The sequence below is a fragment of the Streptococcus bouchesdurhonensis genome (assembly GCF_948472335.1).
Genome location: NZ_CAOKTW010000015.1, coordinates 1 through 23,977, shown reverse-complemented (window position 1 = coordinate 23,977; position 23,977 = coordinate 1). Strand labels below are relative to the sequence as shown.

The window sequence follows — 23,977 nt, the reverse complement described above, 5'->3', positions numbered from 1 at the left end:
AAGATCTCCTGCTGCAACTTTTTGTCCTTCAGCAACATGAACTGTAAATGGTTTACCTTCAAGACTTACTGTGTCCAAACCAATGTGAACCAATACTTCAAGACCTGCTTCAGTCACAATACCAAGAGCATGTTTTGTTGGGAAGATGCTTGATACAGTACCTGAAACTGGAGATACAATGTTTCCATTTGCAGGTTCTACTGCAAATCCATCACCCATCATTTTTTGAGCAAATACTGGATCTTTTACTTGTTCCAAAGCAATAACTTGACCGTCTGCTACTGAGTAAACTTCCTCAGTAAGACCTTTGAAGTGAACAGTGTTTTGTTGTGCTTCAGTCATTTGGCTTGGAAGAGTTTCAGGAATGATTTCACCTGAATCAAGGATATCTTGGATATCAGATTTCAATACGTCAGCTTTTGGTCCGTAGATAGCTTGAACCCCTTGTCCTTTCATGACAAGACCCATAGCTCCTTCTGCTTTCCATTGCTCTGCATTTCCTACTTTATCTGCATCTTTAACAGTTACACGAAGACGAGTCATACATGCGTCAACATCAACGATATTTGCACGTCCACCAAGAAGGTTGATGATGTTTACAGCTTGAGAGCCTGCTGCAACTTTCACTTCGCTACTAGATTCTTCTGAACCTTCAGCAGTTTCGTAGTTTCCGTTACGCCCTGGAGTTGCGTAGTTGAATTTTTGAATCATGAAGTTTGCGATAAAATACATGATTACGGCAAAGAGAACAGTTACCCAAACGAAGTTAATGATATCCATACCGATACCAGCACTGATTGCAATAGGTGTACGAGTCAAGAACTCGATTGAACCGAATGAGTGCATACGTAGGTTTACAACGTCAGCCATAGCGAAGGCAGCACCTTGAACAAGTGAGTAAACAAGATACATAGGTGTTGCAACGAACATGAACATGTATTCGATTGGTTCAGTAACCCCTGTCAAGAATGTTGCAAGAGCTGTCGCAATCATCATACCTTTGTATTTATGTTTCTTGTCAGTATCAACATTACGGTAGATAGCCACGATTACACCCATCAAGATACCGAATGACCCGATCATTTGTCCAACTTTGAAACGAGCTGGGTGAACAGTATCTAACAATTGTTGGTAGTGACTTGCATCTGTACCTTTAAGATTAACAAGGTCTGTTACCCATGCAAGCCATAGTGGGTCTTGACCAAATACTTGAGTACCTTTAGCTGCACCAGTTAAAATGTCATAAGTACCACCAAGAGCTGTGTAGTTCATTGGGATAGTCAACATGTGGTGAAGACCAAATGGCAAGAGCAAGCGTTCCAAAGTACCATACAAGAATGGTGCAAGGATTGGAGCAGTTTCTTGTGAGTTGGCAATCCAGATACCAAAGCTATTGATACCTGTTTGAACTACTGGCCAGAAAGCAGCAAGTACAATTGCAGCAATTATTGAACGAAGAATAACTACAAACGGTACAAAACGTTTTCCGTTAAAGAATGAAAGTGCATCAGGAAGCTTACGGAAGTTATAGTATTTATTGTAAGCAGTTGCTCCAATAAAACCAGAAATAATCCCTACGAATACACCCATGTTAAGTGCTGGGGCTTCCATAACACTAATGAAGTAATCAGCAACTTTGATTTGCCCACCCAATAGTGTTGAAACCATAGCATCTGGATTCTTCAACATGTCTCCTGATACACCAAAGATTGTACCAGTGATACGGTTGATTAGGATAAAGGCAAGACCTGCCGCAAACGCACCACCAGCACGTTCCTTAGCCCAGCTTCCTCCAATAGCGAGGGCAAACAAGATATGAAGGTTAACGATAACCCCCAACCGATTTGCTCTAGGACACCACCAGTAATAACGAGTGGAGCAAAGTTAGGGTTAATCATCACGATAGACTTACCGATTGAAATCATCAAACCAGCAGTAAGCATAACCGCGATAACCACCATCAAAGCCTTACCGAATTTTTGCCAAAATTCGAAAGACAAGACATTTTTGAATGTATCTTTCATCATTCAAATCTCCTTTATTTTTATTTAGGCAAACGTTTTACGAAAACGTTTGCACCTTTTATGATTTAATTATACCACTTTAATTTTTTTTGTAAAGGCTTTTATTCAAAAAAATCCTCTTTTTTCAAAAATTTTCTAGGTGCTAAATTTCAAGTTCAAGTTAGCCATCAAGAAGTCTTCTCTGAGCGACTTCTTTATACTCTTCGAAAATCTCTTCAAACCACGTCACGTCGTCTTACCGTATATATCTGACTGACTTTCTACAACCTCAAAACAGTATTTTGAGCATTCTTTGGCGAGCTACCTAGTTTGCTCTTTGATTTTCATTGAGTATTAGAAGTCCCTTTTCTAAAATTTTTGTAGCAAAAAAGGAGATTTTACAACCTCCTCATAAAAATAATTATTTTACCTAAATCTTCAAGAATCGGCGCATGGATATTCCTGATCCCAATGAACCAATGAAAATTCCAATCACAAATAGTAGGGCAATCATCAAAGGACTAAATAAATCTGGACTAATCATGGATAGATTTTGCCCTACCAACGATTTGTTGACAGATTGGTAAACCATTTGATAAACAATAAAGACTAAAACAGATGGTGCGATAGCTCCCAATAAACCGATAAAGGCTCCTTCTAACAAGAACGGTCCACGAATATAACTGTTTTTAGCTCCGACCAAGCGCATGATTTGAATTTCGCGACTGCGGGAAATAATGGTAATACGAATGGTATTTGAAATCAAGAAAACTGCGACAAAAATTAACAAAGCAGCAATCCCTAGTCCCCAAACACGGATAAATGAAGCTAACTTGAAGAGTCTTTCTGTATTGGCACCGCCATCTTGAACCTCAGAGACACCTTCAATTTTTTTAGCATCTTCGGCTATAGTTTTTACATCATTTGGAGTGTTTGCCTCTACAATATAAGCATCATAGAGAGGATTGGCATCTCCTTCAAAGATTTTCCAGTTATCTCCCATTGTCTCGGTTAATTTTTCATATTGTTCTTCTTTACTTGAAAAGGTAACACTCTTAACCGTAGACATGTTCTTCAAAGAATCATATACCTTGTGGTAGTCATTATTTGTAACAGTTTGACCTTCTTTTTCAATTGTCTGACTGTTATCTTCCACATCCTTTCGGATATAAACTACTACACGGACGTTATTTTCAATATCTGTAGCTAGTTTCGCTGTATTGAAAATAACAGAAGCAAATATGGCCACCAAGGTCAAAGTAATCATGACTGAACTGACAGCAGCTACTGTCATCCAACCATTTCGTTTCAAACTTTTTAAGGCTTCAAATAAATGGCGAAAAAATCTACTAATCATCGTATCCATACTCTCCTTTTGATTCGTCACGAACGACACGGCCATTTTCAATGGCAATGACACGGTGGCGCAAGGTATTTACAATCTGGCTATTATGAGTCGCCATCAAAATAGTTGTCCCTTGTAGGTTAATCCGTTCCAAGAGATTCATAATTTCCCATGAATTATCAGGATCCAGGTTTCCTGTTGGTTCATCGGCTATCAATACTTTGGGATTATTTACAATGGCACGTGCAATCGCAATCCGCTGTTGCTCCCCACCTGAGAGCTCATTTGGGAAAGAACGAACCTTGTGCTTCAAGCCAACCAAGTCTAAAACTTCCATCACACGTTTTTTGATATTACGGCGATTTTCCCCAATTACTTCCATAGCGTAAGCAATATTTTCATAAACAGTTTTCTTTGGCAACAGTTTATAATCCTGGAAGACAACCCCAACACTACGACGTAGAAGCGGGACATCTTTCTTTTTAATCTTAACCAGATTAAAACCAGCAACTGATAGGCTTCCTTTATCGATTTTTACTTCACGATACAGAGAACGAATAAAGGTTGACTTCCCTGCTCCTGAAGGTCCTACGATGTAAGCAAATTCCCCTGGTTGAACACTGACCGAAACACCGCGTAGGGCAGTCGTTCCGTTGTCGTATTTTTTGACGACATCTCTCATTTCAATGATTGACATGTGACTTCCTTTCTATCTTAGCTAATTCGCCACTTGAGATAGGCATCGATAAAACCATCTAGGTCCCCATCCATAACCTTATCTACCTGAGCAACTTCAAAGCTAGTTCGGTGATCTTTTACCATAGTATAAGGTGTGAAGACATAAGAACGGATTTGGCTTCCCCATGTGATTTCCTTTTTCTCACCCTTGAGAGAATCTACCTCCGCAGCTTTCTTTTCTTGCTCCATTTGATAGAGCTTAGCCTGCAACATCTTCATGGCACGATCTCTATTTCCATACTGGGTCCGATCCACTGTTGATTGGACAACAATTCCAGTTGGAATGTGGGTTAAACGTACACCTGTTGAAACCTTATTGACGTTTTGTCCACCAGCACCACCTGAACGGAAGGTATCCATCTTGATGTCATCTTCCCGGATTTCCACTTCAATAGTATCGTCCAACTCAGGCATCACTTCTACGGATGTGAAAGATGTATGGCGACGTTTGGCAGAGTCAAATGGCGAAATTCGCACCAAACGGTGCACACCCATTTCTGACTTGAGAAGGCCATAGGCATTAGACCCTTCAAATGATAAAGTTACTGACTTGATACCAGCTTCATCCCCTGCTTGGTAATCCAATACTTCCACTTTAAAGCCTTTAGCATTGCCATAACGAGTATACATACGCAGCAACATATCACCCCAGTCCTGAGCCTCAGTACCACCAGAACCTGGATGGATTTCCAAGATGGCATTGTTGTGGTCATAAGGTTCTGACAAGAGTAGAGTCATCTCATAGCTGGTCATCATCTTATCAAGTTCTGACAACTGTTCAACCAATTCTTCATGCACCGACTCATCTTCAGCTAAAAAGTCTAATAAAATTTCGACTTCATCCTGCAACTCTTCCATCTTATGGAAGGTATTGTAAGTGTTTTTTAATTCATTTAATTTCTTGCGACGTTTTTTGGGCCGCGATATTATCGTTCCAAAAATCAGGTTCTGTCATCTTGTTTTCCAAGATGGCAATCTCTTCCTCTAGACCTTCGAGGTCAAAGAGACCCCCTGAAAGAAGCTAATTTTTCACGATTTGCGTCAATTTTCTGACGGATTACTGAAATGTCCATAAATACTCCTTTTTTACATCATTTCATTATAGCATTTTTATCATTTCTTTCCATCTTTTGCTCTAATCCCTTATTACACGTAAAAAGAAGCCTTTCGGCTTCCCTTCTTACAAGACTTTTGCTGAAGTACGAGTGATTTCTTCTACTTGAATATTCTCTGATTCAAATTTTTCTTTCAAGGCTGGTAAATCAATTGATCCATCGATTTGCACTTCGATAATGACCTTACCATCCTTACGCGGAATATTGACTGTATGGGAGATATTCAAATTTTCTTCAACGATTAGAGAAACAATCTTTCCGAGAACACCAACTTCATTTTCCGTAACAAAGCGCACACGAATTCCTTCTTCACCATAACCAGCAATTTCGAGAAAGGCTTGGAAAACGTCACGGTCCGTAATAACCCCATAGACTTGATGGTTATCTACGACAGGAAGAATACCAATCTTGTTTTTCAACATCAGATAAGTTGCATCTTCTAGACTCGCATAGCCTGAAACAGTGACAACGTCACGAATCATGACATCTTTTACTTTTGTCTTATTTAGAAGATAATTCATCTCATAGATAGAAAGACTGGTTGCTTTTGATGGACTTGCTTGTGCAATGGTTCCCTCAGTCACCAAACCAACCAATTGATCATTTTCGATAACAGGCAAGCGGTGCAACCCTTGCTCTCTCATCAAATCTGCTGCATGAGATACTGTTGTATCTGGACTAATATAAACTACCTTGCGGGTCATAAAATCTTTAACTGCCATGAGACTTCTCCTTTTCTATTCTTATCCCTATTATACAATCTTTTTGTAAATCTATCAAACGCTTACATTTCTTTTTCAAAATTCAGAAAAGTATGAATAACCTAGCAAAAAGAGCTCTGAAATCGAGCTCTGTGAATGAAGGTAAGATACGTTTCATTCGATTTTTTCAATTATTAGAAATTAACCTTTTAATGTAGATGATGATTACTTCGTAATCTCCATCTGCAACCTAAACTAGTCTCCCAGACTATGCGATGTTTGCTTCGCAATCTTCATCTGCCGACTAAAACAATCCACTGGATTGTTTTAGCCACCTAGATACGCTTTTCTTACTTCTTCTGATGAGGCGAGTTCTTTTCCTGTTCCTGATAGGACGATTTTTCCTGTTTCCAATACATAGCCTCGGTCAGAGATTGCAAGTGCTTTATTGGCATTTTGTTCAATCAAGAGGACGGTTGTTCCTTGTTGCTGGATATCTTGAATGATATCAAAAATCTCTTGGATAAAGATTGGGGCAAGTCCCATTGATGGTTCATCTAAAAGAAGAAGTTTTGGTGTTGACATAAGAGCGCGTCCCATGGCAAGCATTTGTTGTTCCCCCTGAAAGAGTAGCTGCATCTTGGTTCTTCCGTTCTTCAAGACGTGGGAAGCGTGAAAAGACCTTCTTCAAGTTAGCTTGATTTTCTTCACGATTTTTCTTCAAAAAAGCTCCCATTTCAAGATTTTCCATAACAGTCAAGCCAGGAAAGACGTGGCGTCCTTCTGGAACTTGTGAAAGACCACCTGCCACGATTTTCTGTAAGCATTTTTTGGATTTCTTGACCTAAAAATTCAATCTTTCCAGAGCTTGGTCTAACCAAACCTGACAAGGTACGGAGAATGGTTGTTTTACCAGCACCATTGGCACCGATAAGGGAAACAACTTCTCCTTCATTCACTTCAAAGCTTACATCACGGACTGCTTGGATCATACCGTAATGCACAGAAAGATTATCAACTTTTAACATAGACATTAGGCTTCACCTCCTAGATAAGCTTCGATAACGCGTTTATTGGTCTTAATTTCGTCTGGAGTTCCTTGAGCAATTAAACGACCATATTCAAGTACGTAGATACGTTCTGTAACTTCCATGACCAGATTCATATCGTGTTCAATCAGCATGATTGTAATCTTAAATTCATCTTTGATGCGACGAATTAACTCAGTCAATTCCGCTGTTTCCTGCGGGTTCATACCTGCGGCTGGTTCATCTAAAAAGAGAATTTTAGGTTCCGTAGCGAGGGCACGAACAATTTCCAAACGACGTTGTTGTCCGTAGGCGAGGTTTTTAGCAAGAGTCTCTGCATCACCATCTAAATCAAAGATTTTCAGCAATTCTAAAGCTTTAGATTTTAATTCTTTTTCACTCTTGTAAAAAGCTGGTAAGCGTAAGAAACTAGCAAAAACATGTTGTTTGTGATGGTTGGCAAAGGCAATCAAAACATTGTCCAAAACGGTTAAATCTTTAAAGAGACGGATATTTTGGAAAGTACGTCCAAGTCCCAAAGAAGCAATCTTATAAGGTGCCTTTCCATTCAAAAGGTGACCATCTAGGGTTACTGTTCCCTCGCTTGGTTCATAAACACCCGTCAAGAGGTTGAAAAGAGTGGTTTTCCCAGCTCCGTTTGGACCGATTAGTCCAACCAGTTCCCCTTCGTTCAATTCAAGAGTCACATCTCCAACAGCTGTTAGACCGCCAAAATGTTTGGTTAACTGTTTTACTTCAAGTAATGCCATTAGTTTTATTCCTCCTTCTTAGATTTTTTAAAGAAACGTGATAGGCTCAATTCCCATGTTCCAAGGAGTCCACCTGGTCTGAAAATCATTACCAAGACCAAGGCCAAAGCGTAAATAATCATACGCACACTAGCTACGTCTTGGAGAAGCATATTCAAAATTCCCAGAACAATAGCCGATACAATGGCACCTGTAATGGAACCAAGTCCACCAAAGACAACAATAATCAAAACGTTGATTGAGTTGATGAAAGTGTAATCTTTCGGTACAACTGAACCGATAAATCCTGCCTGAAGTGACCCTGCAATACTCGCAGTAATGGCACCAAAGACAAAAGCGATGATTTTAATTTTAGTCGTATTAACCCCAACTGACTCAGCAGCGATTTCATCCTCACGAACAGAGAGGGTTGAACGACCAATTGGACTACGCAAGAAGTTCAAGGTTGCAATGGTTGTAATCACAACAAAGAAGTAAACCATTTGCCAAGTTGTAAAGTTTGGAATTCCCAAGATACCTGCCGCACCATTTGTAAGGCTTCCGCCATTGATGATAAAGATACGGATAATTTCAGAAACACCTAGAGTTGCTACTGCAAGATAGTCCCCCTTCAAACGCAAGGTTGGAATTCCGACAAGCAAGGCAACTGCTCCTGAAAGTAAAGCCCCTATCAGCATGGCTCCAAAGAAGGCACCGTAGGTTGGTGATTTAGAACCAATAATAGCTGCTGCATAGGCACCAATCGCCATGAAACCAGCATGACCAAGTGAAAATTGTCCTGAAAAACCAACGATTAAGTTGAGACCAACAGCCAAAATAATATTAATTCCAATTTGTTGTAAAATCTGTACATAGAATAGATTGAGTACTCCGACTGAAACCAATACACTAATCAAGCCATAGCCAGCTAATAAAAGGAGTAACCATAGAATATTAACTTTTAAATTTTCCTTCATCGCTTACACCTTCTCTTTCACATTTTTACCAAGGATACCAGCTGGGCGGACAATCAAGATCAACAACAAGATTCCATAAACAATGGCATCACGGAAGTCTGACATCCCAAAGGCTGTCGCAAAAGTTTCTAATAGACCAATCACAAAGCCACCAAGAGCCGCACCAGGAATGATTCCGATACCACCAAGTACCGCGGCAACGAAAGACTTAAGACCTGGAGTAACCCCCATCAAAGGCTCAAGAGAGTTATAATAGAGGGCAATCAGAACACCAGCCGCACCCGCAAGAGCTGAACCCAAAGCGAAGGTAAAGCTGATCGTACGGTTTACATTGATCCCCATCAATTGTGCCGCATCGCTATCTACAGATACAGCACGCATGGCTTTCCCCATCTTAGTCTTTTGGACAATGACCTGTAACAAAATCATCAAAATCAAGGAAATGGCCAAGATCATTAACTGAACGTTTGTTAGGCTAACTGGTCCCAAATCATAGCGAACTGTTTGAATCGCTTGAGGAAAGGCACGAGTATTGGCACCAACCAGATAGACCATGCCATACTCCAATAGGAAAGAAACCCCAATAGCTGTAATCAAAACAGCAATACGAGTAGAGTGACGCAAAGGTCGGTAAGCAAGGAACTCAATCACGACACCAAGAATAGCTGTCGCTAGCATGGCTACAATAAGAGCTACAAAGAAATTCATTTGGAAAGAATTGATCAAGAAATAACCGATAAAGGCTCCCATCATATAAATATCACCATGGGCGAAGTTGATGAGCTTGATAATTCCGTAAACCATGGTATATCCTAGTGCTAACAGCGCATAAACACTACCTAGAATCAAACCATTTACTAGTTGTTGGAGCATAAGATTCACTCTTTCTATTTATAATTCCGAGGGTTTTCCCTCACTTTTTGATAGGTTCTTAAACATCGAAACAGGGAGTGAGTCCGAGGCTCATTCCCTATTTCAACATTTTTCTATTATGGTTTTACAACTTCTGCTGCTTCAACCTTACCATTGTTCATGGTCATCATGTAAGCAGTTTTGACTGTGTTGTGGTCTGCATCGAAGCTTGTTTGACCAGTTACACCTTCAAAGTCTTTTGTTTTAGCAAGATTATCCTTGATTTCACCTGAGTTTTTAGCACCTTTTGCTGCGTTTGCTACAAGGTGAACTGAGTCATAAGCCAAGGCTGCAAATGTTGAAGGCTCTTCATTGTACTTAGCACGGTAAGCGTCAAGGAAGGCTTTAGCTTTAGCTGAAACTTCTACAGTAGTTGAGAAGCCTGAGATAAAGTAGATGTTTGATGCTTTTTCAGCAGTTGCTTGTTGTACAAACTCCTCACCGTTGAATCCATCACCACCAACGATTGGTTTGTCAATTCCCATACCACGCGCTTGGTTTACAATCTTACCAGCCTCATTATAGTAACCAGGAACAACGATAGCATCAAAGTCTTTCCCTTTCATTTTTGTAAGGGCTGCTTGGAAGTCTGTGTCACCTGCTACGAAAGTTTCATCTGCAACGATTTCACCCTTGTATGACTCGCGGAAAGATTTGGCAATCCCTTTAGCATAGTCACTGGCATTGTCAGTGTAAAGAACAACTTTCTTAGCATTTAATTTTTCAGAAACATAGTTTGAGATAATTTTTCCTTGGAAGCTATCTTGGAAAGTTCCAATAAAGAGGTAATCTTGACCTTTAGTCAATCCATCTTGAGTCGCACTTGGTGAGATCAATGGAACACCTGCTTTTGTAGCGTTCGCTACCGCAGCTGCAGTCGCACCAGATGTCGCAGGTCCTACGACTGCTGATACTTTAGATTGGGTTACAAGGTTAGTTGTAACTGAAGCAGCCTCAGCTGTTTCAGACTTATTATCTTTATCAACTACTTCGATTTGTTTTCCATCGATACCACCTGCGGCATTGATTTCATCAACAGCCAATTGGGCACCTTTTTGTTCAGCTGTTCCGTATGCAGCTAAAGAACCTGATTCTTCAAAGTTAAACCCGATTTTAATTGTCTTTTCCTCTACTGAGTTACCAGCAGTGTTGACTGCTCCAGACTTCACTTCTCCACAGGCTGCAAGAAGTGCTACACTTGCAAGCGCCACAAACGATAGGGCAAATTTTTTCTTCATCTTTTTTGTCTCCTTATTTCTTAAATAGTCTGTTAAGAATATATCGAATTATCAGAAAATTGTCAACACTTTTCTTTAAATTTTTATCTGATAACGTTTTCCTATCGGTAAAGGTTGCCCACAAAGGGTGTTTCCAACTCTTGGATATGACAAACTCTGACTTTTTTGATAAACTTTTCCTTGCTCAAGCGCCCGACCAATTGCTCCACTTCTTGAGTTGGAACATAGAGTTGTAAGTAACGATGTTTCTTGGAATGATAGGTAATATCTCCATAATCCTGCAGTTTTTTGGCATCACGATTATAGTAAAGATAGATAATCAAGCCAGAGCGATTGACTTTTTCAAACATGATAAATCCTCTTTCTAAGAAATCTCTCCCTATTATACCAAAAAAAGCAAACCCAGTCGAGTTTGCCTTCTATAATCATTAGTTCAATGAATTGTTGGCCATGATTTCATCAATAAAGCCATATTCAAGTGTTTCTTGGGCACTCATCCAGTTATCTCGTTCTGCATCTGCATGGACTTTTTCGATTGACTGACCTGAATTTTCAGCCAAGATTTTTTCCAAGGTGTTACGAGTTTTAAGCAAGTGTTCTGCAGCGATCGCCATATCGGTTTGTTGAGTACCACCACCTGTACCGCCCATTGGTTGGTGAATCATGTATTCAGCATTTGGAAGCATGAAACGTTTGCCTTTTGCTCCACTTGATGCGATGACCGTCCCCATAGATGCTGCCATACCCATAACGATGGTTTGGACATCTGCCTTGATAAAGTTCATGGTATCAACGATTGCCAAACCAGCTGAAACGGAACCACCAGGTGTATTGACATAAAGGTAAATATCTTTTGTACTATCTTGGGCATCCAAGAAAAGCAATTGGGCAATAACAGAGTTAGCCATATTGTCTTCAACTGGACCTGTCAGCATAATGATGCGGTCTTTAAGAAGACGTGAGTAAATATCGTAGGAACGTTCTCCACGGCTTGTTTGTTCAATAACTACAGGAATCATTCATTTCTCCTTTTGAGTTTTAATTTTGTTGGTCAAATGACTGAAGATAAGACTATTATAATATCTTGGTCAAAAAAGGTCAAATTTTTGCTCTGCTTTCATTAGACAGAAACAAAAACCCAACCTCCTTTCGTGACTAGAAATACTTTTCCAAGTCATTCTTCTTTTCGATCTTATTTTGTACCGAACAAGCGGTCCCCAGCATCTCCAAGACCTGGGACGATATAACCGTGTTCGTTCAAGCGTTCATCCAAGGCTGCTGTAAAGATTTCTACATCTGGATGAGCTTCTTGAAGGGCTTTTACACCTTCTGGTGCTGATACAAGGCAGACAAATTTGATATTTGATGCGCCACGTTTTTTAAGAGAATCAACAGCCAAGATTGCTGAGCCACCTGTTGCCAACATTGGATCTACTACAAAAATTTGACGTTGGTCAATATCTTCAGGCAATTTCACCAAGTACTCAACTGGTTGAAGTGTTTCTTCATCACGGTACATACCGATATGACCAACTTTAGCAGCTGGAACCAAGCTTAAGAGCCCATCAACCATCCCGATACCTGCACGCAAGATTGGAACGATGGCCAATTTCTTACCTGCCAATTGTTTTTGAACTGTTTTTGTAATTGGTGTTTCGATTTCCACATCTTCTAGTGGAAGATCACGAAGTACTTCATACCCCATCAACATTGCAATCTCATCTACTAGCTCACGAAAAGCTTTTGTAGAAGTATCTGTACGACGCAAGATTGACAATTTGTGTTGAATCAGCGGGTGATTAATAACTTCAATTTTTCCCATTTTTGGAATTCCTTCTTTCAATTTATTCTTCTCATTATACCAAAAAACGGTTTAAAAATCTTTCTAAACCATTTATTTTTGATAATTTTTACATTAAATCTGCCTCTTTAAGAGCTGTCTGTACTGTCTCAAGTGGTAAATGAGTCAATTCTGTTCCCTTTTCTTGATAAAGGTATTGGGCATAGTCGTCCATTCGGTACTGGTTGATATAAACCACGCGCTTGCAACCAACCTGCAATAATTGTTTGGTACAGTTGAGACAAGGAAAATGGGTCACATAGGCTGTAAAGCCTTTGGGAACACCACGCTCAGCACCTTGAAGGATAGCATTGACCTCAGCGTGAAGGGTGCGAACACAGTGGCCTTCAATGACCAAACATTCGTGATCAATACAATGCTCAGTTCCTGACACCGAACCATTGTAACCAGTGGAAATAACCTTATTATCTTTTACCAGAATCGCGCCCACTTTAGCACGTTTACAAGTGGAACGATTGGCAATTAGTAGGGCTTGGGCTGCAAAATACTCATCCCAGGCCAGTCTTTTTTCAGTCATCTCTTTTCTCCTATTTCTCTATTTTTAAAAAATGGTAAACCTAAATCTGCAATCTTTTCAGCTGGTACCTTCATGCCATCCTTGATCCATTTTAGAAGGACAGAGACGATGGCTGAGCTCCAGAAGGAATGAAGATAAGAGCTGACACCTTTTGATTTCCCATGGTATTTTTCTAGAAATTCCTGCATGGCTTGGACAAAGATTTTTTCCAGATGGTAATCCAAGGCCAATTGAATCACTCTAACTTCCTTTCTGGCCTCCGGAAAAGGTGAACCCAAACCAAATAAAGGTCTGTCTTTAAATCGTAATGATGCAGCTGTTCCATAATATTGTGGACAGTTCGTTTAAAGACGCTCTCTAAAATTTCCTCTTTGGAGTCATAATTGCGATAAAAGGCCGCACGCGAAACACCTGCACGTTTGACCAATTCAGAAATACTAATCTTGGTCAGTTCCTTTTTTCCAAGAGTTGCAAGAGGGCTGTTTCAATGGCTTCTCTGGTTAATAAATTGGATTCTTGGTTTGATTTTCTGAGATTTTCAAGAGACTTTTCAGAGATTCTACGTTCAGACATAACATTTTCTTTCTACTTGTCACAACAGACGGATGATGCTTTTGTTTCAAGGGTTTTCATGATATAATTGTAAAAAAAGACAGAACCTTTGTCAATGTATAACTGACAAAGATGGAGAATTTCTATGACTTGGAAGATTATTGCTGACTCTGGTTGTGATTATCGTCAACTGCCAACACCAGCTATTAACACAACCTTTGTAAGTGTCCCCTTAACCATTCAAGTAGCTGATCAGGTCTTTGTTGATGATGCCAGTCTTGATATTGACCATATGATGGAAACCATGTATGCAACCGCAGAAGCTTCAAAATCAGCTTGTCCAAGCCCAGATGATTATTTGCGAGCATTTGAAGGTGCCAAAAACATTTTCCTAGTAACCATCACTGGTACTCTTTCTGGTAGTCACAATAGTGCTCAACTGGCCAAGAATATTTATCTGGAAGAACATCCTGACACTAAGATTCATGTAATTGATAGTTTGTCTGCTGGTGGTGAAGTTGACCTACTCGTAGAAAAATTGAATGACTTGATTGCCCAGGGCTTGTCTTTTGAAGAAGTGGTTGAAGCTATCACCGCCTATCAAGAAAAAACTAAGTTGCTCTTTGTCCTAGCCAAAGTCGATAACTTGGTGAAGAACGGCCGTTTGAGCAAGCTTATCGGTACGGTCGTTGGCCTTCTCAACATTCGTATGGTCGGAGAAGCTAGTGAAACTGGAACTCTCGAATTGCTACAAAAAGCAAGAGGAGCAAAGAAGTCAGTTCAAGCAGCCTATGAAGAGTTAGTGAAAGCAGGATATGCTGGTGGCCGTATTGTCATGGCCCAACGCAATAACGAGAAATGTTGCCAACAGCTTTCAGACCGAATCCGTGAAACCTTCCCACAGGCGGATATTAAAATTCTCCCAACATCTGGTCTCTGCAGTTTCTATGCAGAAGATGGCGGTCTGCTGATGGGCTATGAAATTGATTAATTGCATTCTTGACAAGAGGTAACCATCATCTCTTGTTTTTTTGTGGTACAATAGAGCTATGAAACATTTTGATACTATTGTCATCGGTGGAGGACCTGCTGGTATGATGGCTACGATTTCCAGTAGCTTTTATGGACAGAAAACCCTCCTCATCGAAAAAAATCGGAAACTTGGAAAAAAATTAGCTGGGACTGGTGGGGGACGTTGCAATGTGACCAACAATGGTAGCTTAGACAACCTGCTAGCTGAATTCCTGGAAACGGACGCTTTCTTTACAGTGTTTTCTCCCAGTTCGATAATCATGACATCATCAACTTTTTTACAGAAAATGGTGTTAAACTTAAGGTCGAAGACCACGGACGCGTCTTTCCAGCCAGTGACAAGTCTCGGACTATTATCGAAGCTTTGGAAAAGAAAATCACCGAACTAGGTGGTCAAGTTGCTACTCAAATAGAAATCGTTTCTGTTAAAAAAGTAGATGACCAGTTTGTCCTTAAGTCAGCGGATCAAACCTTCACTTGTGAGAAACTCATTGTCACAACAGGTGGTAAGTCTTATCCTTCGACTGGTTCGACTGGTTTTGGTCACGAGATTGCTCGCCATTTTAAGCATACCATCACCGATCTTGAGGCTGCTGAAAGTCCTTTATTAACAGATTTTCCACATAAAGCCTTACAAGGGATTTCTCTGGACGATGTGACCCTAAGTTATGGTAAGCATGTCATCACTCATGATTTACTCTTTACCCACTTTGGTTTGTCAGGTCCTGCTGCCCTACGCATGTCTAGCTTTGTCAAAGGTGGGGAGGTTCTCTCACTCGATGTTTTGCCTCAACTTTCTGAGAAGGACTTGGTTACATTTCTAGAAGAAAATCGGGAAAAATCCTTGAAAAACGCTTTAAAAACCTTGTTACCAGAACGCTTGGCCGAATTTTTTGTACAAGGCTATCCTGACAAAGTCAAACAACTGACTGAAAAGGAACGAGAACAACTTGTCCAGTCCATTAAAGAACTTAAAATTCCTGTAACTGGAAAAATGTCCCTTGCAAAGTCCTTTGTTACCAAGGGTGGAGTCAGTCTCAAGGAAATCAATCCTAAAACCCTTGAAAGTAAGCTGGTACCTGGCCTCCACTTTGCAGGCGAAGTTATGGATATAAATGCCCACACGGGTGGCTTTAACATCACTTCTGCCCTCTGTCTCGGCTGGGTGGCGGGATCAAACCCAATCTAAATATACATTACCAAATGGAACAATCCCCCCAAAAAAAAGAAAGGAACTACTTTGGAACATATTATCTTGCTAAGGGGAGTCACTCCTAATGGAAAAAATGCTATCCCTAAAATGTCTTATCTAGTAGATATCTTGACAGAAGCTGGTTTTCAACAAGTTCGAACTTATATTCAAAGTGGAAATATTATTCTTGAAAGTAACTTAGCTCTCGAAGAAATACGAGAACAGGTTCATACTCTATTAGACTTCCTGCAAAACTAGAATCCTAGTTCATGATTGATAATACCAACAATCAAATTCATTCGTAATCTGAAGCGTTTACGATGATTTCGATAGGTTGTTGAAAACATTTTAAACGTTTTTACTTTGGCAAAGATGTTCTCAACCTTGCTTCTCTCCTTAGATAGCGCATGGTTACAGGCTTTCTCTTCAGCTGTTAGCGGCTTGAGTTTGCTGGATTTACGTGGAGTTTGTGCTTGAGGATATATCTTCATGAGCCCTTGATAACCACTGTCAGCCAAGATTTTACCAGCTTGTCCGATATTTCTGCGACTCATTTTGAACAACTTCATATCATGACAATAGTTCACAGCGATCTCCAAAGAAACAATTCTCCCTTGACTTGTGACAATCGCTTGAGCCTTCATAGCGTGGCATTTCTTTTTACCAGAATCATTCGCTAATTGTTTTTTTAGAACGATTGATTTTTACTTCCGTCGCATCAATCATTACCGTGTCCTCAGAACTGAGAGGAGTTCTTGAAATAGTAACACCACTTTGAACAAGAGTTACTTCAACCCATTGGCTCCGACGGATTAAGTTGCTTTCGTGAATACCAAAATCAGCCGCAATTTGTTCATAAGTTCGATATTCTCGCACATATTGAAGTCGCCATAAGAAGGTATTCTAGGCTTAGTTTAGGTTTTCGTCCCCCTTTTGCGTGTTTACCTTGATAAGCTGTTTTCAATACAGCTAACATCTCTTCAAAAGTCGTGCGCTGAACACCAACCAGGAGCTTAAATCGTGCATCAGTTAGTTATTTACTTGCTTCATAATTCATAGAACTACTATACCATATTTTGTTTCTCAGGAAGTCTGATCATTTCAAATCCAGCCATTGCTCTAGGAGCTCAAGCGACCTTTATCCTATTGAATATCTTCATTGTATCACGTGGGGTTCAAAAAGGGATTGAAAGAGCTTCGAAAGTCATGATGCCCCTGCTCTTTATCATCTTTGTCGTCATCATCGGTCGTTCTCTCAGTTTGCCAAATGCCATGGAAGGGGTTCTTTACTTCCTCAAACCAGACTTTTCAAAACTGACCAGTGCTGGTCTCCTCTATGCTCTGGGACAATCTTTCTTTGTCCTCTCACTAGGGGTTACAGCCATGCTGACCTATGCTTCTTACTTAGACAAGAAAACCAATCTGGTCCAATCAGGAATTTCCATCGTAGCCATGAATATCTCGGTATCCATCATGGCAGGTCTCGCCATTTTCCCAGCTATGTCAGCCTTCAATATCCAGTCTGAAGGGGGACCGAGCTTACTCTTTATCGTCTTGCCTCAACTCTTTGACAAGATGCCTTTTGGAACCATTTTCTACATCCTCTTCCTCTTGCTCTTCCTCTTTGCGACAGTCACTTCTTCCGTCGTTATGCTGGAAATCAATGTGGGCAATATCACCAACCAGGACAACAGCAAGCGTGCCATGTGGAGTGCCATTTTGGGAATCTTGACCTTTGTCTTTGGCATTCCCTCAGCCCTATCTTACGGTGTCATGGCGGATGCTCACATCTTTGGTAAGATCTTCTTTGACGCTATGGACTTCTTGGCTTCCAATCTCCTCATGCCATTTGGAGCTCTCTACCTTTCACTTTTTACAGGCTATATCTTTAAAAAGGCTCTTGCAATGGAGGAACTCCATCTTGATGAAACGGCATGGAAACAAGGACTTTTCCAAGTCTGGCTCTTCCTTCTTCGTTTCATCATTCCAATCATCATCATCGTGGTCTTCATCGCCCAATTTATGTAATCAAAAAGGACTTGAGTAGTAAACTCAGGCCCTTTCTTTTTTATGGATGGCTAACAATCAATTCCAAATCTTGTCCTTCCAGAGTCCAAGCTTCAACATCACTTGGTAGGATAAAATGGCTGCCTTTTTGGATTGGATAGTTTTTTCCATCAACAGTCAGTTGACCTTGACCAGCTAAGATACTAAACAAGCTGTAATCAGCTGTCTTCTCAAAATCAACTTTTCCAGTGATTTCCCACTTGTAAACTGCAAAGAAATCATTGGATACAAGGAGAGTGGAACGCAAATCATCTGCTTTAACAGTTACAGGACGGCTATTTGCAGGCTCACCAATGTTTAATACATCAATAGATTTTTCAAGGTGAAGTTCACGCAAGTTGCCATTATCATCCTTACGGTCAAAGTCATAGACGCGATAGGTGGTATCGCTAGACTGCTGGGTTTCAAGAATCAAGATGCCAGCACCAATAGCATGCATAGTGCCACTTGGTACATAGAAGAAATCTCCAGCTTTAACTGGTACTTTGGTCAACAGACCATCCCAGTCTTTCGCTTCGATTTGCTGGCGGAGTTCTTCTTTTGACTTGGCATTGTGACCGTAGATAATCTCTGAACCTTCATCCGCTGCGATAATGTACCAGCATTCTGTTTTTCCGAGTTCGCCTTCATGCTCGAGTCCATAAGCATCGTCTGGGTGAACTTGGACACTGAGCCAGTCGTTGGCATCGAGGATCTTGGTCAAAAGCGGAAATACAGGCTCAGGACGATTGCCAAACAATTCACGGTGTTCCGCATACAAAATAGCTAGGTCTGTTCCTTCGTAACGACCATTGGCAACTTTAGAGACACCATTTGGATGGGCTGAGATGACCCAGTATTCTCCGATTTTTTCACTTGGGATGTCGTAGCCAAACTCATCACGTAGCTTGGTTCCACCCCAGATTTTTTCTTGCATCACTGATTGTAAAAATAATGGTTCTGACATTTTATTCTCCTGTCTGATCTTTCTTCCTTCATTATAACAAAAAAAGAGTTCCATTTGAACTCTTTTTTACATCTTATAAAGCAGGGAGAAGATTTTATAAAAATAGTAAACAAATGTGCTCTACTCGATGCTTGCTCCATTGCTATCAATGACATCCTTGTACCAATAGAAGGACTTCTTCTTGCTACGTTTGAGAGTCCCATTTCCTACATTATCTCGATCTACATAGATAAAGCCATAGCGCTTATTCATTTCCCCTGTGCCAGCTGAAACCGGATCGATACATCTCCAAGTCGTATAACCAAGCAAGTCAACCCCGTCTTGGTAAATGGCATCTCGCATGGCCTTGATGTGGGCCTCTAAGTAAGTAATCCGATAGTCATCTGCTACATAACCATTCTCATCCGGTTTATCCATAGCACCGAGTCCATTTTCTACGATAATACTAAACTAAAATCAAAAAGCATTATATAGTAGTAATATGAAATCAACTAAAGAAGAAATCCAAGCTATCAAAACACTTTTAAAAGACTCTAGTACAGCTAAATATCATAAACGCCTTCAAATCGTTCTATTTCGTCTGATGGGTAAATCTTATAAAGAGATTATAGAGCTTTTAGGCTGTAATCAAACAACGATTTGGCCAACTGTAAAAAAATATGAGGAGTTCGGACTCGATTCTCTCCTTCAAGAAACACGTGGTGGTCGTAACCATGCATATATAGAGAAAGCCTTTCTTGCCCGTCATTTGAAGGCTGCAGAGGCAGGAGAATTTGTTACAATTGATGCCTTATTTCAGGCTTATACAAAGGAGTTAGGTTCTTCCTACACACGTGATGCCTTCTATCAACTCTTGAAGCGCCATGGTTGGCGAAATATTAGGCCACATCCAGAACATCCCAAGAAAGCAGACTCTCAAACCATTGTCGAGTCTAAAAATAAAATCTCAATTCAAGAAGAAAAGAAAGCGCTTTAAAACCAGTAGGCATTTTCGTAAGATTCGCTTGATGTACCAAGATGAGGCTGGTTTCGGTAGAATCAGTAAACTGGGATCTTGTTGGGCTCCAATGGGGAGTAGGTCCACATGTCCATAGTCACTATATACGAGAATTTCGCTATTGTTATGGAGCTGTTGATGCCCATATTGGAAGATATCATGAATCAACTTCAAGATGTTATACAAGGACTGGAGAAGGAGGTGATAAAGTCCATCGTTAATCGGAGATGGACTAGAATGCTTTTTGAAAGCATATGAGTATTATATGCAATTTCTTTATAATAAAAAGACCGGATTGCTCCGATCTTTTCAATAGTTCGTATTCTCAATTTCTGTTTTAAAAATAGCTAAGGTTAACGTCAAATGACTAAGCACCTTATTTCATACGATAAAAATCAATCACTAGACCAGCAGGACCTTTAACTAATAAGGACTCTGTTCCCCAATCCGTTTCACAAGGACCGTGTAAAATCTCGACACCGATCTCTTTTAAACGTTGGTAATTCTGATTTAGATCCTCAACCTCGATATGAATAATGATTCCTGACTGAAAGTTTTCCAAAGGAACCAAATGATTTTGAGACAACATCAGACAGTGACTGCCAATCGTAAACTGAGCAAAACCATCATCAGCATAATCTGCCTTTTTATCCAATATATGCTCCAAGTCAGTACAGACTTGGGGAACATTTGAAACGATAATATCTAATTGATTTAAATTCATTTACTCTCCTCCATAAAAAGACCGGATTGCTCCGATCTTTTAAAGTTCCGCTCTATGAAAATCAAAGAATAAAGTCTACAAGTTTCATATTTGATTTTCGGCGAGAGGAATTATTTAATTGCGCGTGATTGCAACCCTTCTTCTTCCAAGAAGAGACGGAATGGTACGAGTTCTTCTGCTTCGTATTTTTCTTTGAAGGCTTTGATAGCTTCTTCTGAGTGAAGTTTTGGATCCAATTCAAGTACTTCTACTGGAAGTGGACGGTGTGGAGTGATGCGAGCATCGATCACAATAGTTTTACCTTCTTTGTTGAGTTTAACAGCTTCTGCAACAACTGCATCGATGTCTTCGATACGGTCAACTGTAAATCCTACAGCACCTTGCGCTTCAGCGATTTTCGCATAGTCAGCATTAGAGAAGTCACAACCAAACAAGTGTTTGTTTGTGTCTTCGTATTTGTCCTTGATGAAGGCATATTTACCATTTGAGAAGACAACGTTGATAACTGGAAGGTCGTATTGAACGTTTGTGATAACGTCTGGGTAGCACATGTTGAATGCACCGTCACCCATGATGTTCCATACTTGGCGAGCTGGATTGTCTTTCTTAGCAGCGATACCACCAGGAAGGGCAATACCCATTGTCGCAAAGAGTGGAGATGTACGCCACATGTTCTTAGGTGTCATGTGAAGGTGACGAGTAGATGTTTGAGTAGTGTCACCTACGTCGATTGAGTAGATAGCGTCTTGATCAGCATGTTTGTTGATTGCATTGTAAACTTGATACAATTGCAATTCACCCTCAGTTTTACCTTCGAGTTTGTTCATGTAATCACGCCAGTTTTGGTTGTTCTTCACGTTTGCACGCCACCATGGAGTAGATTCAACTGGATTCACTTTGTCAAGGATTGCTTTGGCTGCTTGACCTGCATCACCAAGGATTGAAGCGTCAAGGGCGTGACGTTTACCAAGTTTGTAAGGGTCAATATCAACTTGAATGAATTTTTCAGTGTTCTTGAATGCTTCGTAAACTTCAGCAAATGGGAAGTTTGAACCAAGGAAAAGAACTGTGTCTGCTTCAAAGACCACTTCGTTGGCTGGCTTCCAACCAACACGGTAAGCAGAACCTGTCAAACCTTCATAGTTCCATTCGAAAGCTTCAAAGTTTTTACCAGTTGTGATAATTGGTGCTTTGATTTTACGTGACAATTCAGTGATCACTTCACCAGCTTTAACACCACCGTAACCAGCATAGATAACTGGACGTTCAGCATTGTTCAAGATTTCAACAGCTTTGTCGATTTCAACTTCGTTCAAAGCAGGAGCGATAAATGAACGCTCGTATGAACCTGATCCATAGTATGAGTTTTCGTCGATTTCTTGGAAACCAAAGTTTACTGGGATTTCAACAACAGCTGGACCTTTTTTAGAGACTGCAGCACGGCAAGCTTCGTCGATTACTTTTGGTAATTGCTCAGCGTAAGCTACGCGTTTGTTGTATACAGCGATACCGTTGTACATTGGGTTTTGGTTCAATTCTTGGAAAGCATCCATGTTCAATTCATTAACTGGACGTGATCCAAGGATTGCTAGGAATGGAGTGTTATCCATAGCTGCATCGTAAACACCGTTAATCAAGTGAGTCGCACCTGGACCACCTGAACCAACTGCAACCCCGATTGAGCCACCGAATTTAGCTTGCATAACCGCTGCAAGAGAACCTGTCTCTTCATGGCGAACTTGCAAGAAGCGGATATCTTTGTCTTCAGCCAAAGCGTCCATCAATGAGCTGAGTGTTCCTGATGGGATACCGTAGATTGTATCTACGCCCCATGTTTTCAATACGTTAAGCATTGCTGCAGATGCAGTAATTTTTCCTTGAGTCATAGTGATAACTCTCCTTCAATTTTTTAGACTTGGAGAATACGATTACATAGAATTGGAAACGTTCTCCAAATTTTTACTATTCCACTATATCATATTTATGTTGACTTTTCTAAAAATCTGCTCAAAACTCTCTACTTTCTATTCTAATACAGTTTTGAAAGTGCTATCATTCCTGTTTTATAACAAAGGAAACTAGTCATTACTTTTAGTCTATTTTACTAAAATTTAGCAGAAGGGAACTGGTCAGAACAGATACTGAACTAAAGGCCATGGCTAGACCTGCCAGTTCTGGGTTGAGGGCCAGTCCAACACCTGAAAAGACTCCTGCTGCTATCGGAATTCCAACGACATTGTAGATAAAGGCCCAGAAAAGATTGAGCAGAATTCTATTAAAAGTTTTCTTACTCATGTCAAAGGCACGAACCACTCCTAGGAGGTTATTGGTTGTCAACACTAAATCTGCCGACTCGATGGCGATATCTGTTCCAGCTCCCATAGCAATCCCCACATCTGCTACACTAAGGGCAGGAGCGTCATTGATACCATCCCCAACAAAGGCTACTTTGCCAGCCGCTTGTAGTTTATGGATTTCATGGGCTTTTTCTTCTGGCAAGACACCTGCAATGACCTCTTCGATTCCTATTTGATCTGCAATAGCACGCGCCACACCTGCATTGTCTCCTGTCAACATGACTGTTTTAAGGCCACGTTTTTTTAGCTGACTGATGGCTAGCTTGGCATTTTCCTTGGAAATATCTTGCAAAGCAAGCAAGCCTTTGATTTCATTGTCAACAGCCAAAAATACAACTGTCTTAGCTTCTTTTTCCAGTTCTTCGAGTTTATCTTGATAATTACTTGAAATATCCATACCATCCAGCATTTTAGCATTTCCAAGCAGAACTTGTTTTCCAGCTATTTGCCCTGAGACACCTTTTCCGTGCAAGGCTTGGAAATTTTCCACAGTATGAAGCTCAAATCCAGTTTCAGTCGCTCGCTTAACAATAGCCTCAGCCAGTGGGTGTTGAGAAGCTTCTTCCAGAGAGGCTGCCAATCCAAGCACTTCTGTCTCGTCGCCAATAATATCTGTGACCACAGGTTTCCCTTCCGTCAAAGTCCCGGTCTTATCAAAGACAAGAGTTTGAACTTTCTGGATTTCCTGTAGAACCATTCCATTTTTGAGGAGAACTCCCATCTTGGCACTGCGTCCTGTCCCTACCATAAGGGCTGTCGGTGTTGCGAGTCCCAAGGCACAAGGACAGGCGATAATCAAAACCGCCACTCCGTAGAGAAGAGAGGATACAAAGCTAGCTCCAAGTACGACCACACTATCCCTGAGCAAGACAAACCAAACCCAAAAGGTCACAATCCCTAAAATAACAACTGCTGGGACAAAAATG

Annotated in this window: 16 protein-coding genes and 10 pseudogenes; 5 read left to right on the top strand and 21 right to left on the bottom strand. The window is 40.5% G+C overall.

Annotated elements, in window-relative coordinates; translation table 11 throughout:
- The 15 genes and pseudogenes from QMQ21_RS17785 to QMQ21_RS17715 form a co-directional block, all read right to left on the bottom strand.
- Positions 1-2,027 (bottom strand): annotated as a pseudogene (locus tag QMQ21_RS17785) (PTS transporter subunit IIBC); the annotation flags it as partial.
- Between the two features lie 406 nt (positions 2,028-2,433).
- Positions 2,434-3,360, bottom strand: a complete 927-nt coding sequence (gene ftsX, locus QMQ21_RS17780) for a permease-like cell division protein FtsX (protein ID WP_000625541.1) — start codon at positions 3,358-3,360, stop codon at positions 2,434-2,436.
- A complete protein-coding gene (gene ftsE, locus QMQ21_RS17775; RefSeq protein ID WP_000022265.1) occupies positions 3,353-4,045 on the bottom strand; it encodes a cell division ATP-binding protein FtsE in 693 nt (230 codons plus the stop codon). Before ftsE ends, ftsX begins: the two co-directional genes overlap by 8 nt.
- A 17-nt stretch (positions 4,046-4,062) precedes the next feature.
- Positions 4,063-5,159, bottom strand: a pseudogene (gene prfB, locus QMQ21_RS17770) (peptide chain release factor 2).
- A 107-nt stretch (positions 5,160-5,266) separates the two neighbouring features.
- Complete coding sequence (locus tag QMQ21_RS17765) at positions 5,267-5,923, bottom strand: CBS domain-containing protein (protein ID WP_004256822.1); 657 nt, start codon at positions 5,921-5,923, stop codon at positions 5,267-5,269.
- A 306-nt stretch (positions 5,924-6,229) separates the two neighbouring features.
- A pseudogene (locus QMQ21_RS17760) lies at positions 6,230-6,936 on the bottom strand (ABC transporter ATP-binding protein).
- Complete coding sequence (locus tag QMQ21_RS17755) at positions 6,936-7,700, bottom strand: ABC transporter ATP-binding protein (protein ID WP_001185994.1); 765 nt, start codon at positions 7,698-7,700, stop codon at positions 6,936-6,938. The pseudogene QMQ21_RS17760 and the gene QMQ21_RS17755 overlap by 1 nt, the downstream one beginning before the upstream one ends.
- 5 nt (positions 7,701-7,705) lie before the next feature.
- Positions 7,706-8,656: a branched-chain amino acid ABC transporter permease gene (locus QMQ21_RS17750; protein ID WP_000662285.1), complete on the bottom strand. Its 951-nt coding sequence runs from the start codon at positions 8,654-8,656 to the stop codon at positions 7,706-7,708.
- A 3-nt stretch (positions 8,657-8,659) separates the two neighbouring features.
- Positions 8,660-9,529 (bottom strand): branched-chain amino acid ABC transporter permease, encoded by an 870-nt coding sequence (locus tag QMQ21_RS17745; protein ID WP_000941427.1) that lies wholly within the window; start codon positions 9,527-9,529, stop codon positions 8,660-8,662.
- Positions 9,530-9,645: 116 nt separating this feature from the next.
- Entirely contained in the window at positions 9,646-10,806 is a 1,161-nt protein-coding gene (locus tag QMQ21_RS17740) for an ABC transporter substrate-binding protein (RefSeq protein WP_000726146.1), read from the bottom strand.
- A 101-nt stretch (positions 10,807-10,907) separates the two neighbouring features.
- Entirely contained in the window at positions 10,908-11,156 is a 249-nt protein-coding gene (locus QMQ21_RS17735) for a YlbG family protein (RefSeq protein ID WP_000462126.1), read from the bottom strand.
- Between the two features lie 78 nt (positions 11,157-11,234).
- Complete coding sequence (gene clpP / locus QMQ21_RS17730; protein ID WP_000613475.1) at positions 11,235-11,825, bottom strand: ATP-dependent Clp protease proteolytic subunit ClpP; 591 nt, start codon at positions 11,823-11,825, stop codon at positions 11,235-11,237.
- A gap of 173 nt (positions 11,826-11,998) precedes the next feature.
- Positions 11,999-12,628, bottom strand: coding sequence for a uracil phosphoribosyltransferase (upp, locus tag QMQ21_RS17725; RefSeq protein WP_000515974.1), 630 nt, complete (start codon positions 12,626-12,628; stop codon positions 11,999-12,001).
- An 88-nt stretch (positions 12,629-12,716) separates the two neighbouring features.
- Complete coding sequence (locus QMQ21_RS17720; protein WP_000136976.1) at positions 12,717-13,184, bottom strand: deoxycytidylate deaminase; 468 nt, start codon at positions 13,182-13,184, stop codon at positions 12,717-12,719.
- Positions 13,181-13,757 (bottom strand): annotated as a pseudogene (locus QMQ21_RS17715) (TetR/AcrR family transcriptional regulator). Before QMQ21_RS17715 ends, QMQ21_RS17720 begins: the two are co-directional and overlap by 4 nt.
- A gap of 124 nt (positions 13,758-13,881) precedes the next feature.
- On the opposite strand from QMQ21_RS17715, the gene QMQ21_RS17710 reads away from it, so the two are divergent.
- The 3 genes and pseudogenes from QMQ21_RS17710 to QMQ21_RS17700 all read left to right on the top strand — a co-directional run.
- The gene (locus QMQ21_RS17710) at positions 13,882-14,727 is read left to right on the top strand and encodes a DegV family protein (RefSeq protein ID WP_000219931.1); all 846 of its coding nucleotides are present in this window, start codon (positions 13,882-13,884) and stop codon (positions 14,725-14,727) included.
- A 58-nt stretch (positions 14,728-14,785) separates the two neighbouring features.
- Positions 14,786-15,957, top strand: a pseudogene (gene aao, locus QMQ21_RS17705) (aminoacetone oxidase).
- A gap of 51 nt (positions 15,958-16,008) precedes the next feature.
- Positions 16,009-16,200, top strand: a pseudogene (locus QMQ21_RS17700) (DUF1697 domain-containing protein); the annotation flags it as partial.
- A gap of 14 nt (positions 16,201-16,214) precedes the next feature.
- Here the strand turns inward: QMQ21_RS17700 and QMQ21_RS17695 are convergent.
- Positions 16,215-16,969 (bottom strand): annotated as a pseudogene (locus QMQ21_RS17695) (IS5 family transposase).
- 80 nt (positions 16,970-17,049) lie between these two features.
- On the opposite strand from QMQ21_RS17695, the pseudogene QMQ21_RS17690 reads away from it, so the two are divergent.
- Positions 17,050-17,988 (top strand): annotated as a pseudogene (locus tag QMQ21_RS17690) (sodium-dependent transporter); the annotation flags it as partial.
- Positions 17,989-18,028: 40 nt separating this feature from the next.
- On the opposite strand, the gene manA reads toward QMQ21_RS17690, so the two are convergent.
- Entirely contained in the window at positions 18,029-18,973 is a 945-nt protein-coding gene (gene manA / locus QMQ21_RS17685; protein WP_031222968.1) for a mannose-6-phosphate isomerase, class I, read from the bottom strand.
- A 120-nt stretch (positions 18,974-19,093) separates the two neighbouring features.
- Positions 19,094-19,414, bottom strand: a pseudogene (locus QMQ21_RS17680) (family 1 glycosylhydrolase); the annotation flags it as partial.
- 40 nt (positions 19,415-19,454) lie between these two features.
- On the opposite strand from QMQ21_RS17680, the pseudogene QMQ21_RS17675 reads away from it, so the two are divergent.
- Positions 19,455-20,228, top strand: a pseudogene (locus QMQ21_RS17675) (IS630 family transposase).
- Positions 20,229-20,346: 118 nt separating this feature from the next.
- Here QMQ21_RS17675 and QMQ21_RS17670 read toward each other — a convergent pair.
- The 3 genes from QMQ21_RS17670 to QMQ21_RS17660 form a co-directional block, all read right to left on the bottom strand.
- Positions 20,347-20,694: a VOC family protein gene (locus QMQ21_RS17670; protein WP_023935791.1), complete on the bottom strand. Its 348-nt coding sequence runs from the start codon at positions 20,692-20,694 to the stop codon at positions 20,347-20,349.
- Between the two features lie 110 nt (positions 20,695-20,804).
- On the bottom strand, positions 20,805-22,580 hold the full coding sequence (gene spxB / locus QMQ21_RS17665; protein WP_172930366.1) for a pyruvate oxidase: 1,776 nt from the start codon (positions 22,578-22,580) through the stop codon (positions 20,805-20,807).
- 205 nt (positions 22,581-22,785) lie between these two features.
- Positions 22,786-23,977: heavy metal translocating P-type ATPase (locus QMQ21_RS17660; protein WP_261814895.1), on the bottom strand; the 1,192-nt coding region annotated here is incomplete at its 5' end.

What these genes read in the sequence shown, in the direction of transcription:
- ftsX (WP_000625541.1), bottom strand. Translation starts at nt 3,360, where the DNA reads ATGATTAGTAGATTTTTTCGCCATTTATTTGAAGCCTTAAAAAGTTTG.
- ftsE (WP_000022265.1), bottom strand. Translation starts at nt 4,045, where the DNA reads ATGTCAATCATTGAAATGAGAGATGTCGTCAAAAAATACGACAACGGA.
- QMQ21_RS17765 (WP_004256822.1), bottom strand. Translation starts at nt 5,923, where the DNA reads ATGGCAGTTAAAGATTTTATGACCCGCAAGGTAGTTTATATTAGTCCA.
- QMQ21_RS17755 (WP_001185994.1), bottom strand. Translation starts at nt 7,700, where the DNA reads ATGGCATTACTTGAAGTAAAACAGTTAACCAAACATTTTGGCGGTCTA.
- QMQ21_RS17750 (WP_000662285.1), bottom strand. Translation starts at nt 8,656, where the DNA reads ATGAAGGAAAATTTAAAAGTTAATATTCTATGGTTACTCCTTTTATTA.
- QMQ21_RS17745 (WP_000941427.1), bottom strand. Translation starts at nt 9,529, where the DNA reads ATGCTCCAACAACTAGTAAATGGTTTGATTCTAGGTAGTGTTTATGCG.
- QMQ21_RS17740 (WP_000726146.1), bottom strand. Translation starts at nt 10,806, where the DNA reads ATGAAGAAAAAATTTGCCCTATCGTTTGTGGCGCTTGCAAGTGTAGCA.
- QMQ21_RS17735 (WP_000462126.1), bottom strand. Translation starts at nt 11,156, where the DNA reads ATGTTTGAAAAAGTCAATCGCTCTGGCTTGATTATCTATCTTTACTAT.
- clpP (WP_000613475.1), bottom strand. Translation starts at nt 11,825, where the DNA reads ATGATTCCTGTAGTTATTGAACAAACAAGCCGTGGAGAACGTTCCTAC.
- upp (WP_000515974.1), bottom strand. Translation starts at nt 12,628, where the DNA reads ATGGGAAAAATTGAAGTTATTAATCACCCGCTGATTCAACACAAATTG.
- QMQ21_RS17720 (WP_000136976.1), bottom strand. Translation starts at nt 13,184, where the DNA reads ATGACTGAAAAAAGACTGGCCTGGGATGAGTATTTTGCAGCCCAAGCC.
- QMQ21_RS17710 (WP_000219931.1), top strand. Translation starts at nt 13,882, where the DNA reads ATGACTTGGAAGATTATTGCTGACTCTGGTTGTGATTATCGTCAACTG.
- manA (WP_031222968.1), bottom strand. Translation starts at nt 18,973, where the DNA reads ATGTCAGAACCATTATTTTTACAATCAGTGATGCAAGAAAAAATCTGG.
- QMQ21_RS17670 (WP_023935791.1), bottom strand. Translation starts at nt 20,694, where the DNA reads ATGAATTTAAATCAATTAGATATTATCGTTTCAAATGTTCCCCAAGTC.
- spxB (WP_172930366.1), bottom strand. Translation starts at nt 22,580, where the DNA reads ATGACTCAAGGAAAAATTACTGCATCTGCAGCAATGCTTAACGTATTG.